The 24,185-nt window shown below is 64.9% G+C and carries 21 protein-coding genes and 3 pseudogenes; 8 read left to right on the top strand and 16 right to left on the bottom strand.

From position 1 onward, the window contains the following. Window positions 1-73: 73 nt before the first annotated feature. From HK436_RS19430 to HK436_RS19460, 7 genes and pseudogenes are all read right to left on the bottom strand, one after another. Window positions 74-1,008: pseudogene (locus HK436_RS19430) on the bottom strand (sugar ABC transporter substrate-binding protein). A gap of 27 nt (window positions 1,009-1,035) precedes the next feature. Next, entirely contained in the window at window positions 1,036-1,998 is a 963-nt protein-coding gene (locus tag HK436_RS19435) for an ABC transporter permease (protein ID WP_173192374.1), read from the bottom strand. Beyond that, window positions 1,998-2,996: an ABC transporter permease gene (locus HK436_RS19440; protein WP_312860639.1), complete on the bottom strand. Its 999-nt coding sequence runs from the start codon at window positions 2,994-2,996 to the stop codon at window positions 1,998-2,000. Before HK436_RS19440 ends, HK436_RS19435 begins: the two co-directional genes overlap by 1 nt. Beyond that, on the bottom strand, window positions 2,993-4,492 hold the full coding sequence (locus HK436_RS19445; protein WP_173192376.1) for a sugar ABC transporter ATP-binding protein: 1,500 nt from the start codon (window positions 4,490-4,492) through the stop codon (window positions 2,993-2,995). Before HK436_RS19445 ends, HK436_RS19440 begins: the two co-directional genes overlap by 4 nt. A 113-nt stretch (window positions 4,493-4,605) precedes the next feature. Beyond that, complete coding sequence (locus HK436_RS19450) at window positions 4,606-5,457, bottom strand: amidohydrolase family protein (protein WP_173192378.1); 852 nt, start codon at window positions 5,455-5,457, stop codon at window positions 4,606-4,608. Between the two features lie 9 nt (window positions 5,458-5,466). After that, window positions 5,467-6,312, bottom strand: coding sequence for a fumarylacetoacetate hydrolase family protein (locus tag HK436_RS19455; RefSeq protein WP_173192379.1), 846 nt, complete (start codon window positions 6,310-6,312; stop codon window positions 5,467-5,469). A 23-nt stretch (window positions 6,313-6,335) separates the two neighbouring features. Beyond that, window positions 6,336-7,082, bottom strand: a complete 747-nt coding sequence (locus tag HK436_RS19460; protein WP_173192381.1) for an SDR family NAD(P)-dependent oxidoreductase — start codon at window positions 7,080-7,082, stop codon at window positions 6,336-6,338. Between the two features lie 241 nt (window positions 7,083-7,323). On the opposite strand from HK436_RS19460, the gene HK436_RS19465 reads away from it, so the two are divergent. Then, window positions 7,324-7,995 (top strand): GntR family transcriptional regulator, encoded by a 672-nt coding sequence (locus HK436_RS19465; protein ID WP_312860640.1) that lies wholly within the window; start codon window positions 7,324-7,326, stop codon window positions 7,993-7,995. Between the two features lie 61 nt (window positions 7,996-8,056). Continuing rightward, a complete protein-coding gene (locus HK436_RS19470; RefSeq protein ID WP_173192383.1) occupies window positions 8,057-9,079 on the top strand; it encodes an aldo/keto reductase in 1,023 nt (340 codons plus the stop codon). A gap of 15 nt (window positions 9,080-9,094) precedes the next feature. Here the strand turns inward: HK436_RS19470 and HK436_RS19475 are convergent. Beyond that, a pseudogene (locus HK436_RS19475) lies at window positions 9,095-10,620 on the bottom strand (D-arabinonate dehydratase). 122 nt (window positions 10,621-10,742) lie between these two features. On the opposite strand from HK436_RS19475, the gene HK436_RS19480 reads away from it, so the two are divergent. Further along, entirely contained in the window at window positions 10,743-11,072 is a 330-nt protein-coding gene (locus HK436_RS19480; RefSeq protein ID WP_173192385.1) for an L-rhamnose mutarotase, read from the top strand. A 21-nt stretch (window positions 11,073-11,093) separates the two neighbouring features. On the opposite strand, the gene HK436_RS19485 is transcribed toward HK436_RS19480, so the two are convergent. The 5 genes from HK436_RS19485 to HK436_RS19505 all read right to left on the bottom strand — a co-directional run bounded on the left by HK436_RS19485 (window position 11,094) and on the right by HK436_RS19505 (window position 15,926). Next, the gene (locus HK436_RS19485) at window positions 11,094-12,491 is read right to left on the bottom strand and encodes a TRAP transporter large permease (protein ID WP_173192387.1); all 1,398 of its coding nucleotides are present in this window, start codon (window positions 12,489-12,491) and stop codon (window positions 11,094-11,096) included. Next, window positions 12,488-13,129: a TRAP transporter small permease subunit gene (locus HK436_RS19490; protein WP_173192389.1), complete on the bottom strand. Its 642-nt coding sequence runs from the start codon at window positions 13,127-13,129 to the stop codon at window positions 12,488-12,490. The genes HK436_RS19485 and HK436_RS19490 overlap by 4 nt, the downstream gene beginning before the upstream one ends. Window positions 13,130-13,201: 72 nt before the next feature. Continuing rightward, entirely contained in the window at window positions 13,202-14,245 is a 1,044-nt protein-coding gene (locus HK436_RS19495) for a TRAP transporter substrate-binding protein (RefSeq protein WP_173192391.1), read from the bottom strand. A 37-nt stretch (window positions 14,246-14,282) separates the two neighbouring features. Beyond that, complete coding sequence (locus HK436_RS19500; RefSeq protein WP_173192393.1) at window positions 14,283-15,140, bottom strand: isocitrate lyase/PEP mutase family protein; 858 nt, start codon at window positions 15,138-15,140, stop codon at window positions 14,283-14,285. 18 nt (window positions 15,141-15,158) lie between these two features. Further along, on the bottom strand, window positions 15,159-15,926 hold the full coding sequence (locus tag HK436_RS19505; RefSeq protein ID WP_173192394.1) for an SDR family NAD(P)-dependent oxidoreductase: 768 nt from the start codon (window positions 15,924-15,926) through the stop codon (window positions 15,159-15,161). A 180-nt stretch (window positions 15,927-16,106) separates the two neighbouring features. Between HK436_RS19505 and HK436_RS19510 the strand changes: the two genes are divergently transcribed. Then, on the top strand, window positions 16,107-16,838 hold the full coding sequence (locus HK436_RS19510) for a GntR family transcriptional regulator (protein ID WP_173192396.1): 732 nt from the start codon (window positions 16,107-16,109) through the stop codon (window positions 16,836-16,838). Between the two features lie 27 nt (window positions 16,839-16,865). Here the strand turns inward: HK436_RS19510 and HK436_RS19515 are convergent, their stop codons facing one another. Continuing rightward, window positions 16,866-18,023: a fumarylacetoacetate hydrolase family protein gene (locus tag HK436_RS19515; protein WP_312860641.1), complete on the bottom strand. Its 1,158-nt coding sequence runs from the start codon at window positions 18,021-18,023 to the stop codon at window positions 16,866-16,868. Window positions 18,024-18,190: 167 nt separating this feature from the next. On the opposite strand from HK436_RS19515, the pseudogene HK436_RS19520 reads away from it, so the two are divergent. The 3 genes and pseudogenes from HK436_RS19520 to HK436_RS19530 all read left to right on the top strand — a co-directional run bounded on the left by HK436_RS19520 (window position 18,191) and on the right by HK436_RS19530 (window position 20,996). Further along, window positions 18,191-18,659, top strand: a pseudogene (locus HK436_RS19520) (DUF4126 domain-containing protein). Further along, window positions 18,656-20,032 carry an FAD-containing oxidoreductase gene (locus tag HK436_RS19525; RefSeq protein WP_173192400.1) on the top strand — a complete coding sequence of 459 codons (1,377 nt, stop codon included), beginning with the start codon at window positions 18,656-18,658 and terminating at the stop codon, window positions 20,030-20,032. Before HK436_RS19520 ends, HK436_RS19525 begins: the two are co-directional and overlap by 4 nt. A gap of 61 nt (window positions 20,033-20,093) precedes the next feature. Then, window positions 20,094-20,996, top strand: coding sequence for a M23 family metallopeptidase (locus HK436_RS19530; protein ID WP_173192402.1), 903 nt, complete (start codon window positions 20,094-20,096; stop codon window positions 20,994-20,996). A 58-nt stretch (window positions 20,997-21,054) separates the two neighbouring features. Here the strand turns inward: HK436_RS19530 and HK436_RS19535 are convergent, their stop codons facing one another. Further along, a complete protein-coding gene (locus HK436_RS19535) occupies window positions 21,055-21,918 on the bottom strand; it encodes an alpha/beta fold hydrolase (protein ID WP_173192404.1) in 864 nt (287 codons plus the stop codon). A gap of 82 nt (window positions 21,919-22,000) precedes the next feature. Beyond that, window positions 22,001-23,128 carry a DJ-1/PfpI family protein gene (locus HK436_RS19540; protein ID WP_173192406.1) on the bottom strand — a complete coding sequence of 376 codons (1,128 nt, stop codon included), beginning with the start codon at window positions 23,126-23,128 and terminating at the stop codon, window positions 22,001-22,003. Window positions 23,129-23,222: 94 nt separating this feature from the next. Between HK436_RS19540 and HK436_RS19545 the strand changes: the two genes are divergently transcribed. Continuing rightward, on the top strand, window positions 23,223-24,179 hold the full coding sequence (locus HK436_RS19545) for a GlxA family transcriptional regulator (RefSeq protein ID WP_173192408.1): 957 nt from the start codon (window positions 23,223-23,225) through the stop codon (window positions 24,177-24,179). The last annotated feature ends 6 nt before the right edge of the window (window positions 24,180-24,185 follow it).

Below are 24,185 nucleotides of genomic sequence, written 5' to 3' on the forward strand. Positions count from 1 at the left end.
CCACGGCTTGCTCCAGATAAGAAAAGGGCCCGCACAAGGCGGGCCCTCTGCATATCGGACGGTGCCGCTTGGATCAGAACGCCGGTTCGACGCTGTCGACATTCGCCTTCGTCACGACCGTGAGCGGGATCGGCAGACGGGCGCCGACTTCCTTGCCGTCGAGGATCTCGGCCATGGTCTCGATGGCGAGCTTGCCGTCTTCCACCGGCGACTGGACGATCGTCGAATGCATCTCACCCGACTTGATGGACTCGAACGCGTCCTTCTGGCCATTGATGCCGACGATCGGCGGCGTCGGCTCGCCGGGCTTGGCTTCCTTCCACGCGTCGATGAAGCCGCGCGCCATCGTGTCGTCGTTGGCATAGACGCCGTCGATGCCGTCGCCGAAGCGGGTGATGAGGTCGCGGCTGACGACGAGCGCCTTCTGCTGGTCGAAGTCGGCGTTCACCGTGTCGAGAACCTCGATCTTGCTGCCGATCTCGGCAAGGCGATCCATGAAGCCGCCGACGCGGCCGATGGTCGTGCCATTGCCGGCCTGCCCGGCGATCACGACGACGGAGCCTTCGCCACCCAGCGCGTCATTGAGCGATCCGCGGCCATCTCGCCTTCCTCGTAGACGTCCGGTCCGGTGAAGGACTTGATGAACTGGTTGGCCTGCTCGTCCATCGGCGAGTTGATGAGGATCGACGGGATTTCCGCCTGCTGCGCCCGCGCGAGGCCTGGAATGTAGGCCTGCGGGTCAAGTGGCCACAGGATGATGCCGTCGGCGTTGCGCGCGATGCAGGTGTTGAGCTGCTCGGTGCCGGTCTGCACGTCGAAGTTCTGGCTGAGCGTGATGACCTCGATGCCGAGTTCCTTGGCGCGCGCCTCCAGTGCCTCGTTGGCCGGCGTCGCATAGGCATGCGCGTCGGCAGCGGTGACGTAGCAGACGGTCTTGGCTTCCGCCCAACCCACTGAGGCAAGCAGCGCCAGCGCGCTGACAATCATTCCGGTTTTCGTATTGGTCATGGTTTCCTCCTTAAAATCTCAAGATTTTCAGCCCGATGCGCCTGCCGCCGCATGTGTGCGCGGGCCATGCCGCACCGTACGGTCGAGAACGACAAGCAGAATGAGGATGAGGCCGGCGACGACCTGCTGGATGTAGGCGGGCACCGACTGGAACTCCATCGCCGTGGTCAGCGCCGCGATCGTCAGCACACCGCCCAGCGTGCCGAGCGCCGAGCCACGCCCGCCCTCGATGCGCGTGCCGCCGACCACCACCGCCGCGATCACCGTGACGATCAGTTCGGCACCGAAGACGGGCGAGCCGGTATTCGTGGTCAGGCTCTGGAGAACGCCGGCCACACCCGCCAGCGTTCCGGCAAAGACGAAGGCGAGGAACACCGTCCGGCCGGGCGCGATGCCACTCGCCTCGGCTGCGTCGGCATTGGAACCGACCGCGAACAGGTTGCGCCCCGCCACGGTGCGCGTCAGCCAGAAGTGCAGCAGCAGGATCGCGCCGACGAACAGCGCGCTGCGCAGCGTGAATATCTCGAGATAGATCTTCGACAGCGCCAGAGACAGCATGATGTCCGTGCCCGGAACCGGCTGGCTGTCGGTCAGCCAATGTGCGACCGACCGGAAGATCAGCATCGTTGCAAGCGTGGCGACCAGCGCGTTGACCTTGAAGACGACCGAGAGCAGCCCGTTGAAGGCGCCAGCGGCCGCACCCGCAAGCACGCCGGCAAGTGCTGCGGGCCAGATGCCGATGGCCGGTTGCAGCATAACGGCCGTGATGCCCGCCAGCGCAAAGGTCGAACCCACCGAAAGATCGATCTGGCGGGCGATGAGCAACACCGTCATCCCGATCGCGATGATGCCGATGGCGGCGCTGCGGTCGAGCCCCAGGCTGAGCGTCGTGACGCTCAGGAATCCGGGAACCGTCAGCGAGGCGACCAGCAGCGTCAGCCCAAGAATGACGGCGACGCGGTAGCGGACGAGCCGTGCGATCGGAGTCATCAAGCCCCTCCCCGTCTGCGAAGGGCGACATCCAGCGCGACAGCGCCGGCGATCAGCAATCCGAGAACGAAGCCCTGCACCGGTGTCCGCACGCCCTGCAGCACCATCACATTGGTCAGCAGTTGCACGAACACCAGCCCGGCAATCGCGCGCGGCACCGAGCCGAAGCCGCCCATGATCGAGATACCGCCGACGACGACAGCCGTTATGGCGCTGAACTCGTAGCCCGTGCCTACCAACGGTCGCGCGCTTTGAAGGGTCAGCCCAAGCAGCGCGCCGCTCAAGCCCGAGCACAGCGCGGTAATCACGAATGCGCCTGCCTTGACCGCCCGCACCGGCACCGCGCTCGCCTCGGCGGCGCTGTAGTTGCCGCCGGTGGCCACCGTCCATCGGCCCCAATAGGAGCGCGACAGCACGAAGTGACCGACAACCGCCACTGCGAGGAAAATCAGGACGATTGTGGGTATGCCGAACACGCGGCTCTTTACCAGCGCGGCCGTGTCCGGGTTCGTGCCATAGACGATCACGCCCCCCACCGCCGCCTGCACGATGCCGAGCACGATCGTGCCCACGCCGAGCGTCGCGATGATCGGATTGATGCCGATATAGCCGATCAGCAGACCGCTCATCAGCCCGCAGAAACCGGCCAGCGCGATCGCCGCCGCGAAGGCCGGTACCGGGCCGATGACGGGTTGCAGGGCAAGCGACAGGATGGCCCCGCACGCGATCGTCGCCGGCACCGACAGATCAGCAAGCCCGCCCACCACAAGCACGAAGGTCATGCCCACGACGACGATGCCGACGATCGCCATGGAGGTCAGTACATTGACGAAATTGCCTGCCGTGAAGAAGACCGGGCTGGCCAGCGAGCCGTAGATCAGCACCGCCAGGATCGCGATCGCAAGCCCGCCACGGGAAAGAAGATCGACCAGAGGGCTTCCGCCCCGAAAACGTTCATTCGTCGTGTCTTGCTGCATCTGCATCGGTACGTCCGTCACGCCGCCTCCTCCCCGGTGGCAAGCGCCATGATCCTCTCCTCGCTCAGGGCCGCGCGCTCGACGGGTGCGGCGGCATGGCCGTCCCGCATCACGACGACGCGATCGCACACCCCGAGAACCTCCGGCAGTTCCGACGAAATCATCACCACCGCCATGCCGCCGGCGACGAGTTCGCCGATGATGCGGTGGATTTCGGCCTTCGCGCCCACGTCGACGCCCCGCGTCGGCTCATCGAGGATGAGCACCGAAGGGCTGGCGGACAGCCATTTGGAAATGACGGCCTTCTGCTGGTTGCCGCCCGAAAGAAGGCTGATGCGCCGTTCCGGGTCCGGCGGCACGATGGAGAATTCCTTGGTGTATCGGTCGGCCAGCTTACGGTCGGCGCTCATGCTCACGCGGCCGAATCGGGACAGCTTGCGCAGCACCGGCAGGCTGATGTTCTCGCGCACGCTGAGCGAGGGGACGATGCCGTCGTCCTTGCGGTCTTCCGGCACATAGGCGATGCCCGCGCGCATGGCAGCCGCCGGCGACTTGATCGTCACAGCCTTGCCGCCGATCTCGATCCGGCCCTCGGTGGCGCGCGCCAGGCCGAAGATGGCCCTTGCCAGCTCCGTGCGGCCTGCCCCGACAAGCCCGGTAAGCCCGAGGATTTCGCCCGATCGCACCTCGAAGCTCACATCGCGAAAATTGTAGCCGTCGCCGAGGCCGATCACCTTCAGCACCGGCGCGCCGATGTCCGACGGCGTCTTCGGGAAGACGTTGGTGACCTCGCGCCCGACCATCAGCCGGATCATCTCCGCAGCCGTGATCCCGTCGGCCGGCCGCGTGTCGATCATGCTGCCGTCGCGCAGGATCGTCACGTCGTCGGCGATCTCCAGCACTTCCTTGAGGCGATGGCTGATGTAGATGATGGCAATGCCTTCCTGCTTCATCTTGCGCAGGATGCGAAACAGCGCTGCCGTCTCGTGCTCGCTCAGGCTCGAGGTCGGCTCGTCGAGAACGATGATGCGGGGCTTTGCCGCGTAGGCCTTGGCGATCTCGACAAGCTGCTGCTGGCTGATCGAGAGATCGCCAAGCCGCGCTTTGGGATCGATCGCCGCGCCAAGTTCGTTCAGGATGACTTCGGTGTCGCGCACCATGGCCGCCTTGTCCGCAAGGCCCCACTTGCGCGGCATGCGCCCGAGGTACACGTTTTCGGCAACGGTTAGGTCGGGAACAAGATTGAGTTCCTGATGCACCATGCGGACGCCGAGCTTCTGGGCGTCGGCGGGCTTGCGCATGCGCACTTCGACCCCGGCAATCTCCGTCGTGCCGGTCGTGGGCAGGTAGGTACCGCTCAACACCTTCATCAGCGTCGACTTGCCAGCGCCGTTTTCGCCGACGATCGCATGCACGCGGCCGAACTCGACCGTCAGATTGACGTTCGAAAGCGCCTTCACGCCCGGAAAAGTCTTGCTGATCCCCCGCATGCGGAGGGCTGTTGCCGCAGCCGACATACCCTTCCTCCCGATCGCGCGCCCCTGCCCTTCGTTCCGGTATCGGATGCGCATTGTTCTATTACACTAATATAATACCCTGCGCAAGCAAGCGCCCGGGCTTTCTTCCCGCCTTAGATTGAAAGACCGTAGAAGCGTACGGCATTCAGGCCATAAACCGCGCCCCGTTCGGCTTCGCTCAGTCGACCGTCGATAATTGCACGCAACGCCTGCAGTGCCTCGGCATAGCTGCCGGCTTGCAGGCACACCGGCCAGTCGCTGCCGAACATCAGCCGTTCGGAGCCGAACAGTCCGGCGACACGATCGACATAGGGCTTGAGGTCTGCCGGCTTCCAGGCTCGGTGATCGGCCTCTGTAATCATTCCCGAAAGCTTGCAAAGCACATTTGGAAATGCAGCTACGGCGGCCATATCCTCGGCCCAGCCGCCGAACGCGCCGGATGCGATATCCGGCTTCGCGATATGGTCGATGACAGCCTTCAGCCCCGGCACCGCCTCCAGCGCGCGAGCGACATGCGGCAGATGCCGGGGATGAACGAGTATATCGAACGCTATGCCGCGTTCCGCCAGCAGCTTCAGATTGGCGAGCACCGCTGGTCGCAAAATGTAGGCGTCATCGGCAAGGTCCTGCAGCATCGGCCGCAGCCCCACGAATTTGGGCTGCCGCGCAAGCGCATCGAGCTTGGCGCCGAAGCCGCCATCCTCCATGTCGAGCCACCCCACGACGCCTGCGACGAACGGTGTCCCCTCCGCAAGCTCGAGCAGAAACGCGGTCTCCGCCTCGGTCTGCGCGGCCTGCACCACGACAGTGGCGTCAACGCCGGCCCTGCGCAGCAGCGGCGCAAGGTCGTCCGGCATATAGTCGCGGTAGAGTGGCTCGCCCATCTCGGGCGACATCCAGTGATAGTCGCCGCGCCCAACCTGCCAGAAATGATGATGGGCATCGATGACGGGAGCGGCGGCCATCTGCGCCTCCTACGCGTCCGCGCGGAATGTCTGCGTCTGGGTTCCGAGGCCCTCGATGCCGAGTTCGACGACATCGCCGTCCTTGAGGTAGCGCGGCGGCTTCATGCCCATGCCGACGCCGGGCGGTGTGCCGGTCGAGATGATGTCGCCGGGCAGCAGCGACATGAACTGCGACAGGTAGGAGACCAGATGCGCGACGCCATAGACCATCGTCTTCGTTGAGCCGTCCTGCATCGTCTCGCCGTTCACCTTCAGCCACATGCCGAGGTTCTGCGGGTCGGACACCGCGTCGCGCGTCACCAGCCAGGGGCCGATCGGACCGAACGTGTCGCAGCTCTTGCCCTTCGTCCACTGGCCTTGCCGCTCGGTCTGGAACGCACGCTCGGACACGTCGTGGGCGACGCAATAGCCGGCGACGTAATCCATCGCATCGGCTTCGGAGACGTATTTCGCGGGCTTGCCGATCACCACGCCGAGCTCGACCTCCCAGTCGGTCTTTTCCGAACCGCGCGGGATCAGGACGTCATCGTCGGGACCGACGATCGCCGAGGTCGCCTTCATGAAGATCACCGGCTCCGACGGCACCGCCATGCCGGACTCCGCGGCATGGTCGGCATAGTTGAGGCCGATGCAGATGAATTTGCCGACGCCGGCAACGCAGGGTCCGATGCGCGGATTGCCGGCAACGAGCGGTAGGCTCTTGGGATCGGTCTGCGACAGCGCCTTCAGCGCATCGGGATGCAGATGTTCGCCCGCCACGTCGGCGATCACGCCGGAAAGATCGCGGATCGCCCCATCGGCGTCGATCAGGCCCGGCTTCTCCGCGCCGGGCTCGCCAAAACGAACAAGCTTCATAATGAGTCTCCCGAATGAAACGATCAGTAGGTGGCGCGGCCGCCGGAAAGGTCGAAAACCGAAGCGGTAGTGAAGCTGTTTTCCTTCGTCACCAGCCAGGCAACCATGTTCGCGGCCTCGTCCACCTCGAGGAACCGCGCGCGCGGGATCTTCGACAGCATGTAGTCGATATGCTCCTGCTTCATCTGGTCGAAGATCGGCGTGCGGGCGGCCGCAGGCGTGATGCAGTTGACGGCAATGTCGAAGCCGGCCAGTTCCTTGCCGAGCGATTTCGTCAGGCCGATCACCGCCGCCTTCGAAGCCGAATACGCCGAGGCATTGGGGTTGCCCTCCTTGCCGGCGATGGAAGCCACATTGACGATGCGGCCATAGTTCTGCGCCTTCATCGAAGGCACGACGGCCCGGTTCACGTAGAACGTCCCGTTCAGGTTGATGTCGATCACCCGCCGCCACTCGTCCAGCGGATACTCGTCGAGCGTATGGTTGGGACCCGCAATGCCGGCGGAATTGACGAGGATCGAAACCGGCGCAAGCCGCTTTTCCGTCTCCTTGTGGGCGGCAACGACGGCATCGGCGTCGGTGATGTCGACAACCACCGTCTCGACGCCCGCGCCGAGTTCTGCCTTCGCCGCAGCCAGCCGCTCGCCACCGATGTCCCAGAGGCAAACCTTCGCACCGGAGGCGAGGATACGCTTGGCAAAGGCAAAACCCAGTCCCTGAGCGCCCCCTGTGATGACGGCAACCTGGCCTTCAAGATCCAACTTGTTCATTGCCCGAACCTCCCGAATCGTCGTGTCGTGTGCCTCGCCCAGCCTGTCCTGCGCGTCGGCTTTTCCTGCATTGCTCTTGCATATTACACTAGTATAATGCAAGCCTTGAAACGCCACGTGATGGCCTCGTGCAGGCCGGTTACCGCCATCGTGGCGGAAAACATGTCGTGAGGACGGGACCATAGTTTCGAAATCGCCTGACCAGCCAACCGAAGACCGGCTGTCCGCATTCCTCGGCGGCGTGGCGCTCAACCGCGCGATCCCGCTGCGCGACCAGGTCTATTCGCTGGTCCGCAAGGCCATCGTTACCGGCAAGCTGGCACCCGGCGCGCCCATCAACGAAATCGACATCGCGACCCGGCTGGGGATCTCGCGCACCCCCGTGCGCGAGGCGGTCAAGAAGGTCAGCGACGAGGGCCTCGTCGAGGTGTTCGCGCAGCACGGCACCTTTGTCGCCGACATCCGCCGCGAGCAGGTCGAAGAGGCCTACATCATCCGCATCGCGCTGGAGTTGGAGAGCATCAGGCGCGCGGCCGAACGCATAACACCGTCCCACGTGCAGGACCTCGAGGACATCGTCAACGCGCACGAGACAGCGGTGAAGCGTTCGCGCTACGACGAGGCGATCGCCCGCGACGACGATTTCCACCGCTACATCGCCGAGGTCAACGGCCTGCACATGCTGTGGAAGGTGGTCGACATCTCCAAGGCGCAGATGGATCGTTGCCGCCTGCTGACCTTGCCGAGCCCCGGCGCGGGTCAGGAGACGATCGCCCAGCACCGCGCGATCCTCGAAGCGCTGGCGCAACGCGATCAGGAAGCGTCGATGCGGGCCTTGAAGACCCATCTTCAGACGTCGCTCGACAACACGCTTGCCTATCTCGACGCAACGATTGGCGAGCGCGCGTCCTGACCTGAGCGGCCGGGCGCTGGGGTCACGGCGCTGCGGAAGACAAAGACAAACGACCGGAGGAATGCAGGTGAAGGTTTCGCAACGCAGGGCCGTCGGGCGGGCAGGCCTGGAGCTGACGGCGCTGGGACTGGGCTGCGCTGCTTTCGGCGGGCTCTACCGGCCGATCGCCGCCGATGACGCGCTGGCTACGCTGCGCGCTGCCTGGCAGGCAGGCATTCGCCATTTCGACGCCGCGCCGATGTACGGGCTCGGTCGCGCGGAACATCTCCTCGGACACTTCCTGCGCGAGGAAAGCGGCGGCGTCGACGAGGCCGTCATCAGCACCAAGGTCGGCCGGCTGATGGCCCTGCCCCGCCCCGGCCGCGAACTACCGCCGGAGCCGCCGAAGAACCCGTTCGATTCCGGCTGGAACAACGGCCTCGGGTTCCGCGAGGTCTTCGACTACAGCTATGACGGCCTGATGCGCAGCTTCGACGACAGTCAGCAACGCCTCGGCCTGCCCGGCATCGATCTTCTTTTCGTGCACGACATCGGCCGCGTCACCCATGGCGAGCGCCACGACCGCACATGGAGCGACCTGACCGGCGGCGGCTTCCGGGCGCTTGTCGAACTGCGCGACGCGGGCCTCATCAAGGGCTTCGGCCTCGGCGTCAACGAGACGCAGGCGATAGACGAGGCGATGAACGAGACCGACCTCGACTGCTGCCTTCTTGCCGGGCGCTACACCCTGCTCGACCGGTCCGGCGAGGAACTTCTGGCCAAGGCCCGGTCTCGCAATGTCTCGATCGTGGCGGGCGGCGTGTACAATTCGGGCATCCTTGCCGCGCGCAACGCAGTCGACCGCAAGTTCGACTACCGCGATGCGCCGGCAGAGATCGTGAAGCGTGTCGACCGTCTCGCTGAGATTTGCGCGCGGTTCGACGTGCCGTTGGGCGCTGCGGCGATCCAGTTCCCGATCCGCAACGAAGCGATCACGTCGGTGCTGGTCGGCGCCAGAAGCGTCGACGATGTCACGACCAGCATCGACTGGTTCGAGCGCGAGATACCGGATGCGTTGTGGAGCGAGCTCGACGCGGCCGCCTGATACGGCCGCAAAGCCCTACATGGTCGCGCCGACCGACCAGGGCACGAATTCGCTGTCGCCGTAGCCAAGCTGCTCGGACTTCGTCCGCTCGCCGGATGCCACAGCAAGAACCCGCTGCAGGATTTCCTCGCCCTTCTGCGCCAGCGAAACCCCGTCGAGGACATCGCCGCAATTGATGTCCATGTCCTCGTTCATCTGCTCGTAGATGTAGGAATTGGACGCGAGCTTGAGCGAAGGCGTCGGCTTGCAGCCGAAGGCCGAGCCGCGCCCCGTGGTAAAGCAGAGCACATTCGCACCGCCGGCCACCTGCCCCGTCGCCGAAACCGGGTCGTAGCCGGGCGTATCCATGAACACCAGCCCCTTGGCCGTGACGGGTTCGGCATAGTCGAAGACACCGTTCAGGTTGGTCGAGCCACCCTTGGCCGCGGCCCCCAGCGACTTTTCGAGGATCGTCGTCAGCCCGCCCGCCTTGTTGCCGGGCGACGGGTTGTTGTTCATCTCCATGTTGTGGCGGGCCGTGTAGTCCTCCCACCAGCGAATGCGCTCCGCAAGCTTCTCGCCCACCTGCGTGCTTTCGGCCCGGTGCATCAGCAGATGTTCGGCGCCGTAGATTTCCGGCGTCTCAGAGAGGATCGCGGTGCCCCCTTCGGCGACCAGCAGGTCGACCGCCACGCCCAGCGCCGGATTGGCCGTGATGCCGGAGTAACCGTCGGAGCCCCCGCACTGTAGCGCGAGCATCAGCTCCGAGGCCGGCGCCTCGCTGCGGGTCGCCTCGTTGACGGTCGGCAGCATCTCCTCGATTGCGCGCACGCCCGCTTCCACGGTCTTGCGCGTGCCGCCCACTTCCTGGATCGTCAGCGTGCGGAAGGTCGTGTCCTCGCTGATGCCGTAGGACTGCATCCAGCGCGGGATCTGGAACGCCTCGCAACCGAGGCCCACCATCAGCACCCCGCCGATATTGGGATTGGTCGCGAAGCCCCATTGCGTGCGCTTGAGAAGTTCATACGCCTCGCCGTGGGTGTCGAGCCCGCAGCCGGTGCCGTGAACCAGCGAGATCACGCCATCGATGTTTGGATAATCTGCGAGGATGCCGGAGCGCGTCACCTGGTCTGCGATGAAGCGCGCGGCACTCGCCGAACAGTTAACCGATGTCAGCACCGCCACATAGTTGCGCGTGCCGTATTTGCCGTTCGCGCGGCGGAAGCCCTGGAAGCTGCGCCGCTTGTCCGCGGCGACGAACGCAGTCGGCTTCGTTTCGGTACCGAACGCGTAATCGCGGTCGAAGGCGTGCAGATAGACATTGTGCTCATGCACCCAGCTTCCCGGTGCGATGTCCTCCTTGGCAAAACCGATCACTTGCCCGTACTTGATCACCGCCGCATCGCGGGGATCGCCTCCACCGCCATCTTGTGGCCGCGCGGCACGCGCTGCGATGCGGTGACGCCCACGATCGTATCGCCGGCGCTGAAGGGTTCGATTGCCACAACGATGTTGTCGGCATCGGTAAGTCGGAGTGCGCGCGCTGTCGGTGCCGTCAACATATCCTGGAAATCGCCTGAAAAACGGGGTTGCAACCCAGAGGGAATGTAAGAATACTAATATAACAGTTCAGGTCGGTCAAGGCGGCTCCCCCTACCCGATCGCTGCGAGGAGGACTGAGAGAATGCAACGGATGGGTTTGTGCATCGGCCTGAAGGCCGGCCAGGTCGAGCGATACCGCGAACTGCACGCGGCCGTCTGGCCCGACGTGCTGGCCGCCATCTCGACAGCCAACATCCGCAACTACTCGATCTTCCTCAAGGAGCCGGAAAACCTGCTCTTCGCCTATTGGGAATATGTCGGCACGGATTTCGAGCGCGACACGGCGATCATGCGCGAAAACCCCGCCATGCAGGAATGGTGGAAGATCTGTGACCCGCTGCAGCAACCGCTCGATACACGACGCGACGGCGAATGGTGGGCGGCAATGGAACCTGTCTTCTTCCACCCGTGAATCCGGGCAGGTCTTCCTCTCTTACAACAGGAAGAAGACGATCGCCGGAAACAGTGCCAGTAGCAGCACGCCGAAAAGCTGGATGCCCACAAACGGCATGATCCCGCGATAGATGTCGCCGATCTTGACCGACCTTGGCGCAGCGCCTTTCAGGAAGAACAGCGCAAAGCCGAACGGCGGCGTCAGGAACGACGTCTGCAGGTTGACCGATACCAGGATCGCGAACCAGAGCAGCACCAGCGAACGCTGGTCGGCAGCCGGCAGGTGTTCGATCCCGAGGGCCGGTGCGAAATCGGGCGCGAAGCTGGCGATGATCGGCGCGAACACGGGCAGGATGATCAGCGTGATCTCCAGCCAGTCGAAGAAGAAGCCGAGCAGGAAGATCACCACCATGAGAAGGAACAGCAGGCTCCAGTGGGTGAGCCCCATCCAGGCGATGAAATCCAGGATCAGGTCCTCTCCGTAAAGCGCGCGGAAGACGTAGGAAAAAGCCGTGGCGCCCGCGAAGATCAGGAAGATCATCGCCGACGTCAGCGCCGTCTGCATGCACACCTTGTCAAGCGATGCCCGGGTCAGCTTGCCGTTGAACCAGGCCAGCAGGATGGCGCCGAACGCGCCGATGCCCGAGGCTTCCGTCGGCGTTGCCCAGCCGGCGAAGATCGAACCGAGCACGAGCGAAATCAGGAAGACGATCGGCAGGAAGCCCTTGACCACCATGCCGATGAGATTGGCAACGCCCACCTCGTCCTCGGCGCGTTGGACGGCGGGCGCCTTGTCCGGCCTGAACGCCGCCAGCGCGACGATGTAGACGCAATAGAGGAAAGCCAGCATCAGGCCCGGCAGGATGGCCGCCAGAAACAGGTCGCCGACCGAGATCGCCATCAGGTCGGCCATCATCACCAGCATGACGGAGGGCGGCAGCAAGATGCCCAGCGTCGCGCTGGCCGCAACCGTGCCCGTGCCGAGGCGCACGTCGTATTTCTGCGCGATCATCGCCGGCAGCGCCATCATGGTCAGCATCACAACCGATGCGCCGATGATGCCGGTCGTCGCCGCAAGGATCGTGCCCAGCAGCGTTACGGCAAGGGCCAGCCCGCCGGGCACCCGGCGCAGCATCACCTGCAGCACGCGCAGCAGGTTGCTCGCCACCTGGCTCTGCTCGAGCATGATGCCCATGAAGATGAAGCAGGGAACGGCCACCAGAATCTGGTTGTTGGCCGCCGTCTGCCACAGCCGCTCCACGAAGAGGTAGAGTTCCGACGTGTGCATGACCCCGAGCCCTATGCCGCCCAGTGCAAAGAGCAGCGCAAGCCCGCCAAGCACGAGCCCTACCGGAAAGCCGGTGAACACGCACAGCGCCAGGGCTATGAACATGTAGCCGCCGAGATAGTCGTAGAGATGATTGTAGATCGCGGTCATGGCGAGACTTCACCGGGCTTGGTTTCGTCTGCTGCGGCCGGCGGGAGCCCCACCATGTCGAGGCGCCGCAGCGCTTCCTGGCGCAGCGCCGAAGAACCGAACAGATAGACGGCGAGCCGCATCAGCGTCGACAGCAGCGACGCCATCAGCAGGGCCGCGCCGATCAGCACGAAGGACTTGATGATCCAGCGGTTGGGCAGTCCTGTCATCGCCGGAGACCCTTCCCCTTGCAGGAAGGCCTTTTCGACGAAGAACCAGGATTGATAGATCAGCACCCCGCAATAGGGGATCGCCAGAACGAGAAGCGCGATCAGCTCCAGCCATCCGCGCCGGCGATCAGACTGGCGCTCGCGCCAGATGTCCACGCGCACATGCGTGCCGTTGAGATAGGCCAGCCCGTAGGCGAGCAGGAAGATGACGGCATGCAGATGCCACTCCATCTCCTGCAGCTTCGTCGGAGACAGGAAATCGTAGAGCCAGCTGTTCATCACGAACTGCTGGATGAAGATGATCTTCCGCGTGACGACGTCGTAAACGATGATCAGGATCAGCGGGATGATGAGCCATGAGCCCAACCGCCCGAAAAAGGCGCATATCCGTTCCAGAATGTCGGATGCGGCGAGGAAAGAACGCATCATGTGCTCCAATCGAATGCCGGATCGCGCGCCCGCGGAAGAAGAGGCGCGCCGCTACCGGCGCGCCTCCGACGGTTATTTCAGGTAGGCGCGCTCGCCCCAGACCTTGTAGTTCTCGCGGAACGCCGCAAGGCTTTCCCAGACGCGAGCGGAATCGGCGTTGGCGCCGGTCTCCGCGTCCAGCACCTTCTCCCACGCGGTACGGAACGCGTCGAGCATCTCCTGCGGCCATTCCATGGTCGCCACACCGTCGGCCTCGTTCTGCTGCATGATCTCGTACTGGCCAGCCTCGCCATCGGCAAACTGCTGCACCAGCGCGCTTTCGCAGGTCAGCTCCACCGTGCGCTTCTGGCTGTCGCTCAGCTTGTCCCAGCTATCCTTGTTGATCAGGAGCTCCTGGACGGTGGACTGCTGGTGCCAGCCGGGGAAGTAGTTGAACTTGGCGATCTGGTAGAAGCCCAGCCCACGGTCGATGGACGGGACCGACTGCTCGGCGCCGTCGAGCGTGCCAAGTTCCAGCGCCTGATAGACTTCGCCCGGCGCCAGGAGCTGCGTGGAAACGCCGAATTCCTCCATCACCTTGGCGCCGAGGCCCAGGAAGCGCATCTTGATGCCGCGCAGGTCCTCGAGTGTCTTGATCTCCTTGCGGAACCAGCCACCGCTTTCCGGAGGCAGGATACCGCACGGCAGCATGTGGATGTTGTCACGCGCGTAGAATTCCTGCGCGAGCTCCAGCCCGCCGCCATGGCGAAGCCAGGCGAGCATCTCGCCCGCACCGGGGCCGAACGGCACGGCAGCGAAGAACGCATAGGCCGAGTTCTTGCCGACGTTGAAGCCCGGTGAACCGTAGGCGGCATCGACGGCCCCTTCGGAAACCGCGTCGTAATACTGCGTTCCGGCGACGATCGCGCCCGGCTCGAAGACGCGGATGTCGAAATTGCCGTCGGTCAGCGTTTCGACGTCCTCGGCGATGTTCCACGCGGTCGGGCCGGCAATCGGCATGGCCTGCGCATAGGCGGAATGAACCCGCCAGCGCACGCGCTCCTGTGCGTCGGCCACCGTGGTCATCCCCACGGCCAGTGCAAGCGCAAGGCCACCGGCGGCTGCAAAATTCTTCATTTCGAACTCCTCTCTCGTTTCCTCCGGCTGCCCCCGATCAGGCCTGGCCGAACTCCTCTTCGAAGTCATGGAACCGGTCGTAGCCGACCATGCCCATGAACTCGTCATACGTCGCCATGCCCGATGCCGCCGCGATCGTTGTCCCGTCGTTCTTCAGCGTGTCGAGTATGGTTTTCGCCGCCCGTGCGGCGGCAAACAGGGTCGACAGCGCGTAGAACACGATGTCGAAACCCATCTCCTGAATGTCGTTCGCCGCCAGCTTCTGGACCTCGTTGCCGTCCATGATGCTCAGCACCTTCCGCCCCGGAACGTCGCGCGCGATGGCCTCGGCCTGCGCGATCGTGCGCACCCCGTCCACGAAGACGAGGTCGACGCCCGTCTCCGCATAGAGGTTGGCGCGGCGGACCGCTTCCTCGATCCCATGGACGCCCAGCGCATCGGTGCGCGCGATCAGCAGCATGTCAGACTTGCCGCGCGCGCTCACCGCGCCCTTGAGCGTGCGAACCTGGCTTTCGGCGGAAACGAGCTGGATGCCCGCGAGCTGGCCGCAGCGCTTCGGCAGTGTCTGGTCCTCGAGATGGATCGCGGCGACACCCACCTGCGCATAGTCCTCGACAGTGCGCAGCAGGTTGTTGGCGCCGCCATAGCCCGTATCGGCATCGGCAATCACCGGCAGCGAGGTCGCCCGCACCATGCGCCGCGCGTGATCGATCATCTCGCTTTGCGTCATCAGGCCGAGGTCCGGCATGCCCAGCGTGGTGGCTGTCGCGCCGAAGCCGGTCATGTAAACGGCCGGGAAGCCCGCCTGCTCGACGAGACGCGCCGTCAGCACGTCCGATGCGCCCGGCGCCTGGATGAGCCTGCCCGCGGCAAGAAGGTCTTTCAATGTCGGCATCGGAAACTCATGTCTGGATCAGCGGCCGCCGGCCACGTCGAGTACGCTGGCGCTGATGTAGGAGGATGCGGGCGAAAGCAGCCATACGGCCGCCTCCGCGACTTCGGCGGGAGCGCCCAGCCGCTGCAGCGGGATGACATCGGCCAGCGCGGCAACGGCGGCCGGATCGCCCAGCGAATCGAGCTGGATTTCGGTGTCGATGATGCCGGGCGCGAGCGCGTTGACGCGCACATGCGGCGCAAGCTCCTTGGAGAAGGCATGCGTCAGCGTGACGATCGCGCCCTTCGTCGCGGCATAGGCCATGTTGCCGACCATGCCCCCGGTGCGGGCCGCAATCGACGCCATCGAGACCACCGAGCGATCCGCAAAGCTGCCTGCGCGCGTTGCAAAGGCGGCGGTGACGTAGAACACGCTCTTGAGGTTGACCGAAAGGACGCGTTCGAGCTCACCTGCGTCCAGATCGGCAAGCGTCATGCGCTTTCCGATGATGCCGGCATTGTTGACGAGATGGGCGATACCGCCCCACTGGCTCTGGACGAGATCGGCCGCCGCGTCGACCTGAGTCTTGTCGCTGACGTCCACGACCTGAGTCAGCACACGCTCGCCATGGCGGTCGGCCAGTTCTGCAAGGCGATCCTCGCGAACGTCCCACACGGCAACGCGCGCGCCAGCCGCCACCAGCTTTTCGGTGATCGCGCGCCCGATGCCCGAAGCACCGCCGGTCACAAGAGCCACACGCCCATCGAAAGACGATGCGGACGCAGTCTCGCTGGCTGTTGAAGACATCACCCCTCCCGTTTGCGGCTGGTCAGCCGACGGCGGCGGTATTAGCATATCAGAACTAGTATGCAATCCATTTATGCAATTTGCTCTGGTCAAGGCAGCTTCGGTGCCGCAAAACAGGGCAGGAACGACGCGGCCGGCCGCTATCGCAACGGCACCGCCGCGCAACGATGTTGGGAACGTATGGCCGCATTCACAATTCCACAGGGGAAATCATCGCTCGCCGTCACCGTCGCGGCCAGCATTCGCGACGCTATCGTCAACGCGAAGTTCGGCTTCGGCGAAGCGCTTTCGGAGGAGAACCTGGCTGCCGCCTTCGAGGTCAGCCGCACGCCTGTTCGCGAGGCCCTCAACCTGCTTCAGCTCGAGGGCCTGGTGTCGATCGTGCCGAAGTCCGGCACCTACGTGTTCACGCCCACGCTGGAGGACATCTCGGAGATCTGCGAATACCGCGCGGTTCTGGAGACTCACGCGGCGGAACTCGCAGCCCGCGACAATCCTGAGGCCCTGGCTGCTGCAGAGCTGACCGCGCTCGCCGACGAGATGGAGGCGGCGATGAAGGCGCAGGACATCCCGCTCTACGGCCGCCTCGACAGCCGCTATCACGGCGCGTTCTTCGAGAACGCGCGCAACCGCTATCTCGTCATGGGTTTCAAGATGATCATGGGCCGCGTCGCCACGCTGCGGACTCAGCTAGCGCTGCATGCCCGCAACGAGCCGGAACGCTCCTACGGCGACCACCGCCGCATGATAGAGCTTATCCGCAAGGGCGATACGGCCCGGCTGAAACAGGTGCTGCGTGCCCATATTCGCCGCACCAAGGACAATTACATGCAGGCCTTCGAGGCCAATCCGATCCGTCCGCTCACCGCGCGGGAAGCGATGCGCCGGAAGCTCGGCCCGCTGAAATCGTGAGGCGCGCGGCCTGCCGGCGATCCGTTCTCAGATCAGCCCGGCGCTCGCGAGATCGCGCATGAACCGGCTGGCGCCATAGGTCCACGGAGTGCATTCGGTCGAAAGCTGGACGCGGTTGATCAGCGTTCCCAGCTTCGGCGAGGAAATCTCGACACTATCGCCGGCATGGTGTGTGAACCCCCTGCCCGCTTCGCCTCGGTCCTTGGACGGCACGAACATGGTGCCGAGATAGAGCGCCATGCCGTCGGGATACTGATGATGGCGACCCATGGCGGCCGCGACAAGCTCTTCCGGAGCGCGGCTGATCTCCGACATCGAGCTCGAACCCTCCAGCTCGAACCCGTCCTCGCCGCGCACGTGAAGCCGCACCTCGGCCTGCTTCACGTCGTCGAGGGAGAACGTGTCGTCGAACAGGCGGATGAACGGACCAAGTGCCGCCGATGCGTTGTTGTCTTTCGCCTTGCCGAGCAGCAGCGCCGAGCGCCCTTCCACATCGCGCAGGTTGACGTCGTTCCCCAGCGTCGCGCCGACGATGCGGCCCTCACTGGAGGCGATGACCGCCACTTCCGGCTCGGGATTGTTCCAGGTCGAAACCGGATGCAGCCCCACATCGGCGCCAAAGCCGACCGACGCGAGCGGCTGGCATTTGGTGAAGATTTCGGCATCTGGCCCGATGCCCACCTCGAGATATTGCGACCAAGCGCCCCGTTCGATCAGGCGCTGCTTGATCGCCATCGCTTCCGGCGAACCGGGCTTGAGCTTCGACAGGTCGTGCCCGATGTGCTGCGCGATGTCGGCGCGGATCGCATCCGCCTTGTCCGCATCGCCGCGCGCCTGTTCCTCGATCACGCGCTCGAGCAGCGACACGACAAAGGTGACCCCGGAGGCCTTCACGGCCTGCAGGTCCACAGGCGAGAGCAGGTGCGGCCTCGCCTTGTCCCTCGCCGCCTGGTGGCTATTGGCTTCGATCTCTGCGACAGGCCCAAGCGAGCGGCCAACGCACGACGCCACATACCCAACCGGATCGGTCATCTCGCAGATGTCGCGCACCGTCGGCGCATCCCGCGATGTGATGTCGTGCACCTCCCCGTCGCGAACGGTCACGACCAGCGGATGAGCGCGGTCGGCGACGTGGGCGCGGCCGACAAGCGTGCCTTCGCCGGGTGTGGCTGTTGTTGTGCTCACGAAATCCCCTCCTCCTGCTGATGAAGCGCGCGCACTATTGCCTTTTTGATTGCCAAGGCAAAGGGCCATAGCGGATTTGCGGCAAGGTTCCCGCCGATCGCAATCGGCATTGCGCTTGTGGCTGGATGTGCCAGACTTGCTCGTTACCAGCAAGGAAGCACACCGCCATGAGCCTCTATCTGCTTGCCCTGCTCGCGGGCATCGTCACCGGCCTGCGCACGGCAATGGCGCTGGCGGCTTTGAGTTGGGCCGCCTATCTCGGCGTGCTGCCGCTCGGCGGTAGCTGGCTCGGCTGGCTTGGCCATTGGCTGACGCCCTGGCTTCTTACCGCTGCGGCGGCTCTCGAACTTGCCGGCGACAAGCTGCCATCGACGCCCAGCCGCAAGGTGCCCCCTCAGTTCGGCGCACGCCTGCTGGCTGGTCGGTGCGCTGTGCGGCGCTGCCATCAGCCTGCCTGCAGGCGCATGGGTCGGCGGCTTGCTCGCCGGCCTCGTCGGCGCGGCGATCGGCACGCTGGGCGGGGCGGCGGCCCGCGCCCGCCTCGCCGCGCTGTTTGGGCGCGACCTGCCCGCAGCACTTGTCGAGGACGCGGTCGCGATCGTCGCCGCACTTCTTCTTTTGGGAAGTCTCAGATGACCACCAGCTACGACGCCATCATCGTCGGCGCCGGCCAGGCAGGCCCCTCGCTGGCTGTCCGCCTCGCCGGTACCGGCATGAAGGTGGCGCTCGTCGAGCGCAAGCTTGTCGGCGGCACCTGCGTCAACACCGGCTGCACCCCCACCAAGGCCATGGTCGCGAGCGCCTATGCTGCTCACATGGCCCGCCGGGCAGGCGACTACGGCGTTCGCGGCGTCGGAGAAATCACCGTCGACATGAACGCCGTGAAGGCGCGCAAGGACGCGATCGTCGAAGCATCGCGCACCGGCCTTGTCGAATGGCTACGGGGCACCGAAAACCTGACCTTGATCGAGGGCCACGCCCGCTTCATCTCCTCCAACGAACTCACTGTTGCGGACAACCGGATCGCGGCCCCGCGCATCTTCCTCAACGTCGGCGGGCGCGCCACTGTGCCCGTTTATCCAGGCACCGAGGAGATCGGCTATCTCACCAATTCGACCATCCTCGACCTCGATGAATTGCCGGCCCACCTCGTGATCGTGGGCGGCGGCTATATTGGTCTCGAATTCGCGCAGATGTTCCGCCGCTTCGGTGCGGAGGTCACCGTGGTCGAGCGCGGCGCGCGGCTGCTTCCCCGCGAGGACGAGGACGTCGCGCAGGCCATTCACGACATGTTGGTGGACGAAGGTGTGACCATCCGTCTCAACGCCGATTGCATCTCGTTCGAGCGGCGTGGCGACAGCAAGGTCGTGGGCGTGAGCTGCACGCAGGGCGAGCCGGAAGTCGTTGGCAGCCACGTTCTGCTCGCCGTCGGCCGCACGCCCAATACGGACGATCTGGGCCTCGATGCCGCGGGCGTCGAATGCGACAAGCGCGGCTACGTCACCGTGGACGACGAACTGCGTACCAGCGTGCCCGGCATCTGGGCGCTGGGCGACTGCAACGGCAAAGGCGCGTTCACGCACACCGCTTACAACGACTTCGAAATCGCGGCGGAAAACCTGCTCGACAATGCCGGCCGCAAGGTCTCCGACCGGCAGACCGCATACGCGCTCTACACGGACCCGCCCTTTGGTCGCGTCGGCATGAGCGAGGCCGAGGCACGCCGTGCCGGCCACCAGATTATGGTTGGCAAGCGGCCGATGACCCGCGTCTCCCGCGCCAAGGAGAAGGGCGAGACCGTCGGCCTGATGAAGATCGTCAGCGACGCTGCAACCGGCAAGCTGCTCGGCGCGGCGATCCTCGGCGTCGGCGGCGACGAGGCCGTGCACGCCGTGCTCGATCTCATCCATGTCGGCGCGACGGCGGAAACGCTTCGGCGCGCCGTCCACATTCATCCCACCGTGGCCGAACTGCTGCCGACGCTGGTGGCGGAACAGAAGCCCGCCTGACGCGCGAATTCGCCCCCATCTCTGGCGGGAACGACACCATGTCGTCTAGCGTTTGCGCCGCATGATTCTTGTCGTCGTTGTCCTTCTTGCCGTCTGCATCGGCATACCTTTGGCCTATGCCTGGCGCATCTGGCGCCTGTCGGAACGCTCCCGCATTGCATGGCTGCTCGTGATCGCCGACTCTGCCGTCTTCGTGGCGCTCGTGATGCTTGTCGGTCGATGGGATATTGCCGGCTACTATATCCGTTTCGTGCTGCTCGCCCTGCTGGCGGTGGCCGTTGCGCTGTCAAGGCTCCGACACGCCAGCCTGCCCTGGCTGCCGGCTGACGGTGCCTCGGTCTGGCGCCAGCACTGGCCCACGGCCGGCTCGCTGGCGCTGTTCGGCGCAGCGCTGGTCTACGTGCTTCTGGGCCTGCGGACACCGGCCGACACGCGAAACCTGGCCTTTCCGTTGCAGGGTGGCACCTTTTTCGTCGGGCAAGGCGGCGGCATCGCACTGTTGAACCACCATGCCAGCCATCGCGAGCAGCGCTACGCCGCCGACATCACCGCGATCGGCCCCGCCGGCTTCCGTGCCAGTGGCATCCTGCCGAGCGAGGTTGATCGCTACGAAATCTATGACGACGCGGTCGTGAGCCCTTGCGAAGCCACGGTGCTGGCTGCGGTCGACGGCTTGCCCGACCTCCCGCCGCCCGAAAGAGACGGAGACAACGCGGCAGGCAATCACGTCGTGCTCGACTGCGGCGACATCGAAGTCGAGATCGCGCATTTGCGGCAGGGCTCGGTGGCCGTCGAAACCGGCGACACCCTGTCGGTGGGCGAGCCTATCGGCCGCGTCGGCAATTCCGGCAACACGACGGAACCGCATCTTCATATCCACGCGGTCGATCCGCAAACCCGAGACGGCGTCGCCGTCACCTTCGACGGGCGCTTCCCAGCCCGCAATCGCATCTACCGCAACTGAAAACGGGCGACCGTCGCCGGCCGCCCGTCATTGTTCAGCAAGCTTGTCTGCCCGCGTTTTATTCGAACATGCCCTTCGGCGTCTCACCGTTCAGGAAGGATTCGATGTAGGTGTTCAACAGGTCCACCTGTCCGATGACCGCGGTATGCGAGGTCGCAGGCAGCACCGCGAGACGCGATTCCGGCAGCGGCTCGCCCATGTCGCCCATGGCCCCGCCGCCCAGCAGTCGGAACATCGCCACCGCGTGCTCGAGCGTCATGTAGTCGGCATCGCCGGCAATGATCAGCACCGGGGTCTTCAGCGCCTTCACGTCTTCTTCCCAGTCGAGCGGCTCGTGCTCGAGCTGGATCAGCTTCTCCACCAGAGCCGGAAAGCCGTCGGGATCAGCCGCAAGCTCCTTGTACTGCTCGGCAAACGGCATCTCGACGAACATCTCGACGGTCATGTGCGGGATGAAATCGCGAAAAGCCTTCTGCGTGCCTTCGATGTCGTAGGCGACGGAAGCGGCCGCCAGCTTGCTCACCTTCTCGGGATGCCGAATGGCAAGCTGCAGGCCGGCAGCGGCCCCCATCGAATAGCCGAACACATCGGCCTTCTCGATACCGACGGCATCCATGAAGGCAGCGACGTCGTCGGCGAGGTTCGGATAGGTGATCGGCCGATCTATGTCGGTCGTGCGGCCGTGCCCCTGGAACTCCAGCGCGTAGACCTTGTGGGTCTCGGCCAGCTTGCCGACGATGCCGCCCATCGACGGGATGTTCATATAGGCGCCGTGAAGCACGACCAGCGGATCACCCTCGCCGGAAACCTCGTAATACATCTGCATGCCATTGACCTCGACGCGGTCGCCCGCCGGTTCGGTCTGCGCGAAGGCGGGGCCGGTCACAAGCAGGATGGCTGCGGCAAAAGTGGTGCGGAACATGGTCGTCTCCTCGGATATTCGGTTTGGCTGCCACTAGGACGCACGAGGCAGCCACCTCCCGACACTCGACCTTGAATTTTTTCTAGCGAGGGTATTCGAGCTCCATGGCAACCACGTCGGTCGTGCGTCGGCCATAGCGTTGCTCGATCGCCTTCAAGGTTGCATCGAGCACCTGCGCCGGCTTCGCATCCGAGAAATCGGCGACCTGCTCGTCGCCTCGCCAGCTTCCGGTTCGATCGGGCACGATCCGCGCGCCATTTCTGCTTGTGATCGGCCCCTCGGCAAAGGTCAGCGCCTGCGAGCGGTAGGTCCGCGACCACGCATCGGCAACCAGCGCCAGCGAAACCTCGTCCATACCCTCCTCCAGCGCAATGGCGAGCTGCTCGCGGGTCCAGAACGTCGCACTATTGCCGATCACGGTCCGGGCGAAGCTGCGGTTGAAACGGAAGGCACCGCTGGCATGGCGCGCGTCCCACGTATCGACGCCGAGACCGCGCGCGACTTCCACGGCCTTGTCCCGCCCGGCAATGGCCTCGATCAGCGTCAGCATCATCGGCATCGACGCTGTGATGCCGGTCGTCGTCGCCACGTTCCCATCGACAACGAAGCGCCGGTTGGCCACGTGTTCGATGGTCGGGCTGCGCTTGAGCAGTTCGGTGAGATAATACCAGTGCGTGGTGGCCTGCCGCCCGTCGAGCAGCCCGGCCGCCCCCACTACCTTCGCCCCGACGCAGACGCCGATGACAATCGCGCCCTTGGCCGACTGGCCCTTGATCCAGTCGAGCGCGACCGGATCGTCGTCGCGGCTCATCGCCGGCACGATCACATAGTCCGCCCCCTCGGGGTATTGCGCATCGAACGCCGCGATCGTCGTGTCCGGCTCGACAGTCAGCGCCGGATAGAGCGAAACCGGTCCCTCCTGCGTCGCCACCAGCGATACGTCCGCGATGTCCGCGCGACGCAGGATGCCGTAAGGCATCAAATAGTCGGTGGTCTCCGTGGCGTCGTTGATACCGATGATCGCGATCACCGGCCGCTCACGCTTGGGCGGCTTCAGCGCCGCCAGCATCGCCTCCGTTTCCTCGGGCGGCACCACCGACGCCGCCATTGCGGGCGGGGCCGGTGGCAGGCTGTAGAGCCAGCCCAGCCACCCTGCCGCTGCAACGGCAACCAAGCCCAACACGCCCAGCGAAATCATCTTCACGCTCATCCTGCGTCTCCATCACCGCAAACCGCGAAACTTGACGCCAATTCTACTGCTGCTACGATTTGGCCGAAATGACATAAATCGGGCAAAAACTGCCATGAGCCGAGCCGTTGCCATCATCCTCCATCCCGGCTTCCAGATGCTGGACGTAACCGGCCCAGTCGCCGCGTTCGAGATCGCCAACCGGTTTCGCCCTGGCAGCTACACGCTGACCGTGCTCGCGCCGGAAGGCGGCGGAAGGGTGCCAAGCTCCTCCGGTCTCGATCTCGACGCCGCGCCCCTCGACGACGCCGAGTACGACACGGTTCTGGTTTCGGGCGGCGAAATCATAAGGTCGATGTCAGCGATGCAGGAGATCGTCGGCTGGCTGCCGCAGGCAAAGGCGCGCCGCATCGCAAGCGTCTGCTCCGGCGCCTTCTTCCTGGCCGAAGCGGGCCTGCTGGAGGGCCGTCGCGCGACAACGCACTGGGAAAGCACCGACCATTTTGCACGCCGCTACCCGAACATCCGGCTGGACGCGGAACGCATCTTCATCCGCGACGGCGATGTCTGGACGTCCGCCGGCATCTCGGCCGGGATCGACCTGACGCTTGCCCTCATCGAGGATGATCTGGGATCGGACATTGCCCGCCGCATCGCCCAGCAGCTCGTCGTGCATCAGAGGCGGCCGGGCGGTCAGTCACAGTTCTCCGCGATTGTCGAGCTGGGTGGGCGCAGCGGCCGCTTCGCCGCGCTGATCGACTGGATGCGCGCCCATATCGCCGAACCGTTGACGGTGGAACGTCTTGCGGACCGCGCCGCGATGAGCCCGCGCAATTTCGCGCGCGCCTTTACTGCCGAGACCGGCACGACGCCAGCCAAGGCCGTAGAGCGGCTACGGCTGGAAACCGCGAGAACGGCGGTGGAATCGAGCGCGCGCGCGCTCGACGAGATTGCCGTATCGGCCGGCTTCGGCGATCCCGGACGCATGCGGCGCGCCTTCGTGCGACAGTTCGGTCTGCCACCGCATTCAATGCGCCGCGCAGCGCGCCAGATGCCCCAAACCGGCCAATAACGCCAA

The organism is Neoaquamicrobium sediminum, from assembly GCF_013240295.1.
GTDB classification, from domain to species: Bacteria; Pseudomonadota; Alphaproteobacteria; order Rhizobiales; family Rhizobiaceae; genus Aerobium; species Aerobium sediminum.